Origin of the sequence: Ochrobactrum vermis (genome assembly GCF_002975205.1) — a bacterium.
Classification (GTDB): domain Bacteria; phylum Pseudomonadota; class Alphaproteobacteria; order Rhizobiales; family Rhizobiaceae; genus Brucella; species Brucella vermis.
In genome coordinates, this window is record NZ_PCOC01000001.1 from 297,811 (window position 1) to 310,470 (window position 12,660).

The following is a 12,660-nucleotide window of genomic DNA, read 5'->3' on the forward strand; positions in this document are numbered from 1 at the left end:
GTGACGGAGACATTTCATGCCAGCCAGAATTAGTCGCGCCACCTATGCGCAGATGTTCGGCCCGACGGTCGGTGATAAGGTGCGCCTTGCCGATACGGAGCTTTTTATCGAAGTCGAACGGGATCTCACCACCTACGGCGAAGAGGTAAAATTCGGCGGAGGTAAGGTTATCCGCGATGGGATGGGGCAAAGCCAGTTGTCTCGCGCCGATGGCGCGATGGATACAGTTATTACCAATGCCCTGATCCTTGATCATACCGGTATTTATAAGGCCGATGTGGGACTGCGCGACGGGCGCATCTCGGTGATTGGCAAGGCCGGAAATCCGGATACGCAGCCGGGTGTTTCGATCATCATCGGACCCGGAACGGAGATTATCGCCGGTGAGGGCAAGATCCTCACCGCAGGCGGTATTGATACGCATATCCATTTCATCTCGCCGCAACAGGTGGATGAAGCACTCAATGCAGGCATCACCTGCATGGTCGGTGGCGGTACCGGACCTGCCCATGGCACGCTGGCAACCACGTGTACGCCGGGGCCGTGGCATATAGCTCGCCTCATTCAATCGTTTGATGGTCTGCCGATGAATATCGGCGTGTTCGGCAAGGGAAATGCTTCACTGCCCGGCGCATTGGAAGAAATGATCCGCGCGGGCGCCTGCGGTTTGAAGCTGCATGAGGACTGGGGCTCGACACCAGCCGCGATCGACAATTGCCTTTCAGTCGCAGATCGGTTCGATATTCAGGTTGCGATCCATACCGATACGCTGAATGAAGCTGGCTTCGTTGAGGATACGTTGGACGCTTTCAAGGGACGCACGATCCATTCCTTCCATACGGAGGGAGCTGGCGGCGGACACGCTCCGGATATTATTCGCGTGTGCCAGTATCCGAACGTGTTACCAGCTTCGACAAATCCGACCCGGCCTTACACGGTCAATACGATTGCAGAGCATCTCGATATGCTGATGGTGTGTCATCACCTGTCCCCGGCAATCCCTGAAGACATTGCCTTTGCAGAAAGCCGCATCCGGAAGGAAACAATCGCTGCAGAAGATATCCTGCACGATATGGGGGCGTTCTCCATCATTTCCTCCGACAGTCAGGCTATGGGCCGTGTCGGTGAAATGATCATTCGCTGCTGGCAGACCGCTGACAAGATGAAGAAGCAACGCGGCAGTCTTCCCGACGACAAGCCAGGCAATGATAATTACCGGGCTCGCCGCTACGTTGCAAAATACACCATCAATCCAGCTATCGCCCATGGCATGGCGCATGAAATCGGTTCGGTGGAAGTGGGCAAGCGCGCTGATCTCGTTTTGTGGAACCCTGCGTTCTTCGGGATCAAGCCGGAAATGGTGCTGCTTGGTGGCTGGATCGCAACTGCGCCAATGGGCGATCCGAATGGCTCGATTCCAACGCCGCAACCAATGCATTACCGTCCGATGTTCGGCTCGTTTGGGAAAGCACGCACCAACACCTCCATCACCTTTGTCTCGCAGGCTGCGATGGATGAAGGTCTTCGAGAGAAGATTGGGGTGGACAAGCAGATGGTTGCAGTGGCCAATACCAGAGGCGGTATCGGCAAGCATTCCATGATCCTCAATAATGCGATGCCGCAAATGGAAGTTGATCCGGAAACGTATGAAGTACGAGCGGATGGCGAACTTCTCACGTGCGAGCCTGTCGACGTCGTGCCAATGGCGCAGCGTTACTTCATGTTTTAAGCTTGAAAGGCAAACAAATGTTTCGTGCCACTGCCATTATCCGTGCTGATAAGGTGATCGACGCCGTGCCTGCCGGTCATGCCGTTCTTGAACGCGATGAACGTCATCTGCGGCGTAAAGCCATTGTTCTGGACGACGGCGAGAAGGTGCTCGTCGATTTTGCAGAGCCGGTTGTGCTCGAGCACGGCGACCGGCTTGTTCTTGATGACGGGCGCGAGATTGAAATCCGTGCTGCGAGCGAGGAACTTTATGAAATCCGCGGGCGTAATCCGCTTCACACAGCTGAACTCGCCTGGCATATCGGCAATCGGCATCTCGCAGCTCAGATCGAGATTGATCGTATCTTCATTCTTCGGGATCATGTCATAAAGGCCATGCTTGAAGGGCTTGGTGCGACAGTCATGGATGTAACGGCAATTTTCAGTCCGCTGCGCGGGGCCTATTCTGGCGGCCATTCGCACAGTGACCATGAAAATCATCATGGTCATCACACGCACGATCATGAGCATGAACATCATCACCACCACGACTGACACCACCACCGCTTTGCTGCGGTTGATGGCCTGGCTATCGCCAGTCTTTCCGGTGGGGTCGTTCAGCTACAGTCATGGACTGGAGCGGGCCGCCCATGATGGCTTTGTCACAGACATAGCCATCATGGGCGATTGGCTGGGCTGGCTTGTAACGCGTGGCTCCGGGTGGAACGATGCCGTGCTTTGCGCTGAAAGCTGGCGGTGTGCTGTTGCTGAAGGCGACCTTGTTGAAGTTGCTGAATTGGCCGAGGCATTGGCTGGTTCGCGTGAACGTCATATGGAAACGATGCTGCAAGGCGGTGCGTTCCTGACTGCGGCGAGAAGTTGGCCCGGTCCGGTTTTCGACCGCCTGCCGAAAGATTGCCCCTATCCGGTGGCAGTCGGTGCTGTCGCGGGCGCAAATAAAGTGCCCCTTGGATTTACACTCGCGGCCTTTCTGCAAGCTTTTTGCTTCAATCTTTTGCAGGCATCGATCCGTCTTTCTGTGATGGGGCAGAACGGCGTGACAGCAACAATGTCGGATCTGGAACCGGTTCTCGCCGAAACTGCGGCGCGAATAGAAAAAACAACATTGAGTGACCTAGGGTCTGCGACTTACATTAGCGACATCATGGCCATGAAACACGAAACCCAACATTCGAGGCTTTTTCGCACATGACAAAGAAAAACGGACCCTTGCGCATCGGTATTGGTGGACCGGTGGGATCGGGAAAGACCACGCTGACCGAAAAGCTTTGCAAAGCGCTACGTGATAAATACTCGGTCGCCGTGATCACCAATGATATTTACACACAGGAAGACGCCCTCATTCTGGCGCGTTGCCAGGCTTTGTCCGAAGACCGGATCATGGGCGTCGAAACGGGTGGATGTCCGCATACGGCAATCCGCGAGGATGCCTCCATCAATCTTCAGGCGATTGCGGAAATGAACCGGCGGTTTCCGGACCTGGATATCGTTTTCATCGAATCCGGCGGCGACAATCTCGCAGCCACGTTCTCGCCTGATCTGGCCGATCTGACGCTTTATGTCATCTCTGTTTGTCAGGGCGAGGAAATTCCGCGTAAAGGCGGTCCTGGTATCACTCGGTCAGACTTTCTCGTGATCAACAAAAGCGATCTTGCTCCTCATGTTCGTGTCGATCTCGACGTTATGCAGGGAGACGCTGCTCGGATGCGCGGCAAGCGTCCGTTCGGGTTCACGGACCTCTATCGCGGTAAGGGTGTATCGGAGATTATCGATTTTCTCGTTGAGAATGGTGGGCTGGAACCGCGCTAACTATGGTTGTTTGTTAAGCCGTTTGCGAGCCTCATGTTGCGAGGTTCGCAAATCGATGATTGGCTTGGGATAAGTGCTGCCTAGAACAAGGCCGGCGTCGGCAAGTACATCATTCGGCGCCTCAAATGGCTTGTGTAGCCATTTGTCGGGCAAGTTGGATAGTTCCGGTACCCAATGCCGGACATAACGCCCGTCGGCATCGAATTTTTCGCCCTGCAAGATCGGGTTGAATACCCGAAAATATGGCGCGGCATCCATGCCGCAGCCAGCCACCCACTGCCAACTTCCCGGATTGCTGGCGGCGTCCCCGTCCACGAGCGTGTCCCAGAACCATTTTTCACCTTTTCGCCAGTCAATGAGCAGATTCTTGGTAAGAAAAGATGCCACAAGCATTCGCACGCGATTGTGCATCCATCCGGTCGCCCAGAGCTGACGCATGCCAGCATCGATGATGGGAAAGCCCGTCAATCCGTAGCGCCATGCTTTGAAAACAGTTGGGTCGCTGCGCCATTTTATACCGGACAGTGTTTCACGCATATCGTACTGGCTGATGTCCCGGCGATGATAGAGCTGATGATAATTAAAATCGCGCCAGATCAGCTCAGACAGGAACTTTTCGCCACCGGCGCGTGCTGAATGGTGCTCATCCATAAACGCCAGCGTGGCGTGCCATGCCTGACGAGCGCTGATTTCTCCGAACCGTAGATGAGGCGAAAGTCTTGAGGTTCCATCAATGCCGGGAATGTCGCGATCCCCGGCGTAAGTCGGAAGTACGGTCTCCAGAAAATGCGTCAGGCAACCTCGCGCTGCATCTTCTCCAATCTCCCAAAGACCGTGCAGCTTTTTTGTCCATGATGGAGCATCGCGCGATACCGCATCTCTTGGCGTGATTTCAACATTCCATTGTCTTCGCGGAAGCGGGCGGGGCACATGTTGCAGACGCAATGCCTTAGCAAAGGGTGTAAAGACCTGATAGGGCGCGTTGTGCCCCGTTCCTAGCTCCCAGGGTTCGAGTAGAAGATTGCCGGTAAATGACGTTACGCTGGTCCCACTCTCTTTGAACAGCGCCTTCAGTTTCGCATCAAGTTCACGCTCTGCCGGTGCGTAGCGACGGTTCCAGAATAGTTCGGTAATGTCCAGTTTCGCGATCAACTGAGGAAGGATATCCCTTGGATCGCCGGTTTCAATGAGCAGTTCGATACCACGATCGGCCAACTGTCGTCGTATCGCTTCCAGACTTTGATCCAGCCACCACTGCGCCGCGCCGCCGGGCACACGTATCTCCGCGATAGTCTCGTGAATGTAAACCGCTACAATATTGCCACCTGTCTCTACGGCAGCATCCAGTGCGGGATTGTCATTGATTCGAAGATCGTTACGCAGCCAGACAAGCGCGTGATGCTTCATCAGAAAAATCCCATTGCAGAAAATTGATGCTGACTCACATATAGCGGAGAGAGCAAAAACTTCACTAGGTTGGGATTAGTCAATTCGGAAAATATGCGAAGCAACGCATAAGCATGCTCGGCATAATGCCGAAATAAATCACTGAATTGTCTTGAGAAGAATGGCGCACCCGAAAGGATTCGAACCTCTGACCCCCAGATTCGTAGTCTGGTGCTCTATCCAGCTGAGCTACGGGTGCTTGCCTTGTGTGCCGCTTGCTGCGGCGATGGGCGGTTGATAATCGGACGGATCGCTAAATGCAAGCGTCTTCTTAGAAAAAAATGTGGTTCTGCGAAGATTTATTGTCAGCCCCCGCATTTCCGGGCCTTTCAACCAAAACAGGCACAACGGCAGATTGTCTAAACGCTTTCTTCTGCCCGTTGGAAACTACGGCCCTCGCGTTGCGTCGGTAAATCAGGGATACGAATCTCGAAATGCGCTCCAACCGGGCGGTCTTCCCTAAGCTCGATTGTCCCGCCATGCGCGCGGATGAGTTCTTGTGCGATAGCGAGGCCGAGGCCGGTGCCATCACTCCGTGTCGATCCTTTGAAAGCCGTGAAGAGATTGTCGCGGGCCTTCTGTGGCAGACCGGGGCCGGTATCTTCAACACCGATGATCGCCGTTGTCCCAATTCTTCCAGCTGAAATCGTGAGCCGCTTGATGGTTGCCTCATCATTGGTCTGATCGCGTTCCATCGCTTGCACAGAATTCCGGCAGAGATTGCTCAGTACACGGAATAGCTGCTCCGAATCGACATTCAGTTCGAAATCTTCCGGGACAAGATTTTCGAACTCTATGCTGCTTTCCGAATTGGGGCTCAGGGTTTCCTGTACGTCCGCGATAATTGTGTGCAGCAGAATGCGGCGCGGGCGTGGTGGTGCTTCTTGCGAGCGGCCATAGGCCATCACGCTTTCGGAATAGCTGATTGCGCGGCTGAGTGTGCGAATGAGTTTGGGCGCAAACCGCTGCACCATTGGGTCTTCGGTATCGGCAAGCCGATCCGACATCAATTGCGCCGAAGCCAGAATATTGCGCATGTCGTGGTTGATCTTGGAAACGGCGAGGCCTAGGTCGGCGAGATGTTTTTGTTCCTTGAGCGTTCTCTGAAGATCGCTCTGAATATGGGATATTTGGCGCTGGGCTACGCCGAATTCATCCTTGCGGCTTTCAGGCACGAGGATGAGTGCGGGATTGTCCGGCGATGTGGCGAAATCGATCATGTTACGATGCATGATGCGCACCGGCCGCAGCAGCATTTCGTGAATAATCAGGTAGATCAGGCTTGCCGCTATCACCGAAATGATGAGCGAGATAAAAGTCACGTTGCGCGCATAGACGAGCATGGCATGTCGGAGAGGGGCATCCGAGGTCACGATTTCAATGATACGATCCGGAGAACTGGATGCCGAAACCGAACCATAGATTCGTAGGGTCCTGTCTCCACCGTCGAACAACGTTCCGAATGCGTCCCAAATGGCAGCCGCTTCACTGATATTGTTGAGATCAATGACCTGATCGATCTTGCCAGGAACCTCTGACATGGCGAGTAGGCGTGATGCACCGGCTTCTCGCATGGCAATTGCCTTTGTGCCGGTTGCAAGAAGCACCTTGTCCTGAATATCGCGCGGCACATCCATGTTGCCACCTGCGGCGAGAACCTCACTGACAGCCCCCACTGTATCCAGTCTTGAGCTCATCCAGCGCACGCGCATATTGGCGACGGACGGAACGAAGATCAGAACTTCAGTGATCAGCACTGCAAGCGCCGTCAAGAGCAGCAGTTTGCTTGAAAGCCGGTTGCGCCAGGGCAAACTTGTGAACTGAGTTGGTGAGAGCCGTTCAACGGTCGCAGTCTGAGAGGCTGCTTCAGGGGAAGGCGCGCCCGTGTCTGTGGTCTTTTCAACAACCGCCATAGCCTGCTTCCAATTCAAGGCGAACCGGCTCAATTGCCGCGGTGCTTCAACCCGTACGCCGTCGAAACGCAATACACAAAGGTAGCCTCCTATATATGGAGCCAACCGATAAATCCAACAGCCTTTGTTCAATCGGTTAAGAACACAACCGTTTCTGCGGGTTCGTGGAGCAGCATTACCGAAATTTAACTCGACGGCTTGAGCTCTTGCGTGCAAAATCTTGGCGGGAAAAATCCATGCATCCTTATGGGTTGTGTGATTTGCGTAATGTGAAGGCAATCATCATTCTGATACTATTTGCTGGCATTTTCCGCGTCCGACATAGTGGTATTTGAATACGAGGTCCGTCAGGGTGACGGTAAACCTCGGCGGAGAGCTGAATGAAATCCTTGAAGCAGATTGCCTTGTGCCTGCTCATAGCTGCAGTCGCGGTCGGCGGCTGGTATGCATACAAGAACAAGAATGATGTGGTGAAGGCTGTCGCGACAGGCGAAGGGGCGCCAAGAGGCGAGGGAGAACGTTCTGCGCCGCTCGTGGTTGTCGAGGCGGCTGGCGAAGAGACCATCAATAACCGCTTGACGGCTATCGGCTCAGCACGGGCCCTTAGTACCGTATCGATAACCCCATATTCCAGCGGATACATGACGAAGCTTTACGTCAAGGCTGGCGATAGCGTGAAGGAAGGCGACCCGGTTGCTGAGCTCGATGCCGAGACGGAGAAGATAGCCGTCGCCAAAGCCGAAACGGCGTTGAAAGATGCACAGACGACGCGCCAGCGCATTGCAAAATTGCGGGCGACAAACACTGCAACTGAAGTCCAGGTGGTCGAGACGGAACTGGCCGTCGCCAATGCACAGCTTGTTTTACAAGATGCGCAGCTTGCTTTGAGCCGGCGTACGGTTCGCGCGCCAATTTCCGGTATTGTCGGCATTCTTCCTGTCAATGTGGGGAACTACATTACTGCACAAACATCTATCGGTCGTATTGATGACCGATCGAAAGTGCTGATCGATATCTGGGTGCCGGAGCGGTTCGCGCCGCAGATCAAGGTTGGCCAACCATTGACTGCAGAATCGACTGCTTTCCCGGGGGAGACCTACAGCGGCGAGATCAACGCGGTTGACAATATGCTGGATGAGACGAGCCGTACGCTGCATGTCCGTGCAGAAGTGCCAAACACGCAGGATCGTCTGCGCGCAGGCATGTCGTTTTCCGTCACGGTTCTCTTCCCCGGTGATCGCTATCCCTCTGTGGATCCGTTGGCCATTCAGTGGGGAGCCGAAGGTTCCTATATCTGGCGCATCGAGGACGGTGTAGCCAAGAAAATCGTTGCTCGTATCGTTCAACGCAATTCAACCAACATTCTCATTGATGGCCCGGTGAAGCAGGGCGATATGATCGTCACGCAAGGTGTTCAAACTGTGCGAGACGATGCACCGGTGCGTGTAAAGGGCGAACAGGGTACGGCGCTGGCCGAGCCCGCCCCGGCAAAACGCGTTGCAGGATGAGGATGAAAGCGTGACAGGTCACAATTCCCCATCCGGCAACGGTGGATCGACGGCATTATTTATCCGTCGACCAGTTTTTGCTTTCGTTATAAATGTTTTGATTGTTGTCGCGGGCCTTGCGGCTTTCGCGGGCGTAGATATTCGTGAGCTACCGGACGTTGACCGACCGGTCGTGACAATCAGTACAGATTTCAGTGGCGCGTCCGCTGAAACAATCGATCGTCAGTTGACGCAGGTGCTTGAAAACGCCGTTGCGCGTGTTTCGGGGGTGAAGTCTATTTCCTCGACATCTTCGTTCGAACGCAGCCGCGTTACGGTAGAGTTCAACGATGGTGTGGACCTGAATGTTGCAGCCGCAGATATGCGTGACGCAATCTCTCGTGTCGCCAACGATGTGCCGGAAGAGGCGGATCCATCGCGCATCATCAAAGCGGATTCCAATGCTGATCCGGTGATGCGTCTGGCGGTGACCTCCGACACTATGTCTGTCGATGACATGACCGTTTTGGTCGAAGACCAGATACAGGATATTCTGTCAGCGGTGCCTGGCGTTGCCGACGTTCAGATCAACGGTGACCGCGACAAGATTTTCCGCATTGATATCAATCAAGCGCGCCTCGCGAGCTACGGTCTGACTATTGCCGATATAACCACAGCGCTCTCTTCCATGGGGCTCGACGCCCCTGCCGGTTCCTTGCGCAGCGCTGATCAGTCCATTGTGGTCCGTGCAACGGCAAATCTTGAAAAACCTGGAGATTTCGAGAACGTTTATATCAAGGGACGTACGCAGATCCGTGATGTGGCGACCGTTACGCTTGGGCCGGATATCGAAAGTTCGGCAGTGCGTTCCAACGGCAAGACGGCAATCGGTCTCGGTATCGTGCGTCAGGCACAGTCGAATACACTCGACATTTCGGAAGGCATACGTGCTGCGGTTGCCAATTTGCAGAAGACTTTGCCTGAGGGTGTTAATATTGCGGTCACCAGTGATGATGCGAATTTCATCAATGGTGCTATCCACGAGGTGGAAATCGCGCTGATCGCATCGGTGATTATCGTCGTTGCAATCATCTTCGTCTTCTTGTGGGATATACGCGCTACGCTCATCCCGGCCTTGTCCATGCCTGTCGCCCTCATAGGCACGATTGCAGCCATCTATCTGGCAGGATTTTCGGTCAATATTCTTACGCTTCTGGCGTTGGTCCTTGCTACTGGCCTTGTCGTCGATGATGCCATCGTGGTGCTGGAGAACGTTGTTCGACGACGCAATCAGGGGATGGGGCCGCGCGCTGCGGCGGTGCTTGGCACGCAGGAAGTATTCTTTGCCGTCATCGCGACAACGCTTACGTTGGCAGCAGTTTTTGTCCCGATTTCGTTTCTGCCGGGGCAGGCGGGCGGCTTGTTCCGTGAATTCGGGTTTGTTCTGGCGATTGCTGTTCTTTTGTCATCTGTTGTCGCGCTGACGCTTTGTCCGATGCTTGCTTCTCGCTTTCTCAAGGAGGGGAACGGCGAAGATGGAGGCCATGGTCCGCTTTTCCTGCGCCGTATCGGCAGGGGGCTGGCAACCTTCTATCGAAAGACGCTGCACATTTGTCTGTCAGCGCCGTTCGTGGTTGTACTCGTCGCAGTGCTGTTCGCAGGAGCATCCTATGTCGGTTACGGTCTGATCCGTCAGGAATTGACACCTTCGGAAGATCGTGCCGTTGCACTGCTGCGTGTCAACGGGCCGCAGGGTATCAGCGTGGAATTCCTCCAATCACAGCTCGATAAAATTGAGGAAGCGGTCCAGCCTCTGCGCGATAGCGGTGAAATCACCACCACCTATGCCATTGCGGGTTCTGGCGGGTCGTCCAATAACGGCTTTGTTGTCTTGACGCTGGCACCGTGGAAGGAGCGCGCTCGTAGTCAGCAGGAAATAATGGCTGACATTACCCAACGCATCAAAGGCATAACAGCGGTGCGTATTTTTACGACCCAGCCGAACAGCCTCGGTATTCGCGGTGCAGGTAACGGATTGCAGTTTGCCATTGTGGGTAGCGACTATGCCAAGCTACAGCCTGCTGCGCAGGCGGTCGTCGACGCACTGGAGAAAGATCCGCGGTTTGTGCAGCCCCGTCTTTCCGTTGAGCCGACCCAGCCGCAGCTTTCTGTTGAGATTAATCGTGAGCGCGCCTCCGATCTCGGTATTGACATTACGGGGCTCGCAAATGCCGTGCAATCCGTGCTTGACGGACGCAAGATCGGATCAGTCTATGTCGGAGATCGCAGCTTCGATGTGAAGCTCGTTGCCACCACCAATCCGATCAACGATCCGACCGATCTTGAAAACATATTCATGAAAACAACGGACGGCCGCTATGTTCCGATGTCGTCCATTGCAACGGTTGTTGAAAAAGCGGTCCCACCGCAGCTCAATCGCGAGACGCGCCAACGGTCGGTTTCTATAACGACAAATCTGCGCGACGATTTCGCGTTGGGTGATGCCTATAAGGCGGCGCAGGAAATCGCAGCACCTCTGCTGCCGCCGGGAAGCCATATCATCCCGCTGGCAGAAGCTTCGACGCTTAGCGAAACATCGAGCGGCCTTGCAATGGTGTTCGGCTTTGCCATCATCATCATTCTTCTGGTGCTCGCTGCGCAGTTCGAAAGCTTCATCAGCGCACTGATCGTGATGGCGACAGTTCCTCTGGGCCTTGGTTGTGCGGTTTTCGCTATGTTGCTTACGGGTACAAGCCTGAATGTCTACAGCCAGATAGGCCTTGTGCTCCTGGTCGGCATCATGGCGAAGAACGGTATTCTGATCGTGGAATTCGCCGACCAGTTGCGCGACAAAGGCTTGAGTGTTCGCGAAGCAATCGAGGAAGCATCGAATATTCGCCTCCGCCCGGTCTGCATGACGATGATCTGCGCGGTTCTTGGCGGCGTGCCGCTGGTTTTGGCGAGTGGTGCGGGCGCGGAAGCGCGCGTGGCTTTGGGCTGGGTGATTGTGGGCGGGCTTGGCCTTGCAACGATTGCGACGCTTTATGTGACGCCCGTTGCTTATCTGCTGTTGGGACGCTTTACGCAGCCCAAAGCAGAGGAAGAAGCACGTCTGGAGCGCGAACTCGTTCGGGCCGTGGCTTTGGAAGAGAAGTTGAAATAGAGCGATAGACGGACAAACAAAAACCCGGAAGCGCGCTTCCGGGTTTTTCATATTGAAATGCCGATAGATTATTTCTTCATGGCATCGGTGACCTTAGCGGTCCATGCGCCTTCCGGCTTCTTGGTAATGACCGGATCGGAACCGCCGCCGAGAAGCGTTTCGACTGTGCGGTCGGCAGCGGCGACATCGAGCGTGCCGTCCGAGCCGTCAATCAATTTGGCTATTTCCTTGACCATACGCTCCTGAACTTCCTGCTTCTGTGCACCGGAAGAATCATTGTCGAGAATGATTTCGGCTGCTTCGTCAGGATGTTCGGAGGCATATTGCCAGCCCTTCATCGAAGCGCGAACAAAGCGGGCAAGCTTGTCGACCATTGCAGGGTCATCAAGGCTCTTATCAAGCACGTAGAGCCCGTCTTCCAGCGTGGCGACGCCCTGTTCTTCATAAGGGAACACGACGAGCTGATCGGCAGGAATACCGGCATCGATCACCTGCCAATATTCATTATAAGTCATGGTGGAAATACAATCGGCCTGCTTCTGGATCAGCGGATCGACATTGAAGCCCTGTTTGAGGACAGTCACGCCATCCTTGCCGCCTTCGGTCGGGATTTTCAGATGGCTCATCCATGACAGGAACGGATATTCATTGCCGCCGAACCAGACGCCAAGCGTGCGACCCTTGAAGTCTTCAGGCTTGGTGATGTTGGTGTCCTTACGGCAGGTCAGCATCATGCCGGACTTCTTGAATGGCTGTGCGATGTTGACGAGCGCAACACCCTTTTCGCGAGTGGCGAGTGCGGATGGCATCCAGTCGACCACCACGTCAGCACCACCACCGGCGATCACCTGTGGCGGAGCAACGTCCGGGCCGCCTGGCTTGATGTCCACGTCGAGATTTTCGGCTTCATAGAAGCCTTTGTCCTTGGCGACGTAGTAGCCTGCAAACTGTCCCTGCGTCACCCATTTGAGCTGCAAGGTCAGCTTGTCGGCTGCCATTGCCGAGCTGCTCATGAGCGCGAGCGCCAGTCCGGCTGTTCCAAGGCATAGAGAAATTGCCTTTTTCATTTCAGTTCTCCTCTGGTTCTTTTTTATTGCGCGCATTTGCCCGAAAA

At 54.7% G+C, this 12,660-nt stretch carries 9 protein-coding genes and 1 tRNA gene; 6 read left to right on the forward strand and 4 right to left on the reverse strand.

What is annotated here, in order from left to right:
• The first annotated feature begins 16 nt into the window (after window positions 1–16).
• The 4 genes from ureC to ureG are packed head-to-tail and all read left to right on the forward strand — an operon-like array spanning window position 17 to window position 3,537.
• The gene (ureC, locus tag CQZ93_RS01395) at window positions 17–1,729 is read left to right on the forward strand and encodes an urease subunit alpha (RefSeq protein WP_105540990.1); all 1,713 of its coding nucleotides are present in this window, start codon (window positions 17–19) and stop codon (window positions 1,727–1,729) included.
• Between the two features lie 17 nt (window positions 1,730–1,746).
• Window positions 1,747–2,262 (forward strand): urease accessory protein UreE, encoded by a 516-nt coding sequence (gene ureE / locus CQZ93_RS01400; RefSeq protein ID WP_105540991.1) that lies wholly within the window; start codon window positions 1,747–1,749, stop codon window positions 2,260–2,262.
• Complete coding sequence (locus tag CQZ93_RS01405; protein WP_105540992.1) at window positions 2,237–2,920, forward strand: urease accessory protein UreF; 684 nt, start codon at window positions 2,237–2,239, stop codon at window positions 2,918–2,920. The genes ureE and CQZ93_RS01405 overlap by 26 nt, the downstream gene beginning before the upstream one ends.
• Complete coding sequence (ureG, locus tag CQZ93_RS01410) at window positions 2,917–3,537, forward strand: urease accessory protein UreG (RefSeq protein WP_105540993.1); 621 nt, start codon at window positions 2,917–2,919, stop codon at window positions 3,535–3,537. The genes CQZ93_RS01405 and ureG overlap by 4 nt, the downstream gene beginning before the upstream one ends.
• Here the strand turns inward: ureG and CQZ93_RS01415 are convergent, their stop codons facing one another.
• From CQZ93_RS01415 to CQZ93_RS01425, 3 genes are all read right to left on the reverse strand, one after another.
• Complete coding sequence (locus tag CQZ93_RS01415; protein WP_105540994.1) at window positions 3,538–4,944, reverse strand: cryptochrome/photolyase family protein; 1,407 nt, start codon at window positions 4,942–4,944, stop codon at window positions 3,538–3,540. It lies immediately after the preceding gene.
• Window positions 4,945–5,105: 161 nt separating this feature from the next.
• A tRNA-Arg gene (locus CQZ93_RS01420) sits at window positions 5,106–5,182 on the reverse strand.
• Between the two features lie 160 nt (window positions 5,183–5,342).
• Window positions 5,343–6,896, reverse strand: a complete 1,554-nt coding sequence (locus CQZ93_RS01425; protein WP_105540995.1) for a sensor histidine kinase — start codon at window positions 6,894–6,896, stop codon at window positions 5,343–5,345.
• Window positions 6,897–7,276: 380 nt separating this feature from the next.
• Here CQZ93_RS01425 and CQZ93_RS01430 point away from each other — a divergent pair, with 380 nt between their 5' ends.
• Entirely contained in the window at window positions 7,277–8,404 is a 1,128-nt protein-coding gene (locus tag CQZ93_RS01430; RefSeq protein WP_105540996.1) for an efflux RND transporter periplasmic adaptor subunit, read from the forward strand.
• A gap of 10 nt (window positions 8,405–8,414) precedes the next feature.
• Window positions 8,415–11,546, forward strand: coding sequence for an efflux RND transporter permease subunit (locus CQZ93_RS01435; protein ID WP_105543131.1), 3,132 nt, complete (start codon window positions 8,415–8,417; stop codon window positions 11,544–11,546).
• 68 nt (window positions 11,547–11,614) lie between these two features.
• Here the strand turns inward: CQZ93_RS01435 and CQZ93_RS01440 are convergent, their stop codons facing one another.
• Window positions 11,615–12,613 carry an ABC transporter substrate-binding protein gene (locus CQZ93_RS01440; protein ID WP_105540997.1) on the reverse strand — a complete coding sequence of 333 codons (999 nt, stop codon included), beginning with the start codon at window positions 12,611–12,613 and terminating at the stop codon, window positions 11,615–11,617.
• Window positions 12,614–12,660 lie beyond the last annotated feature (47 nt).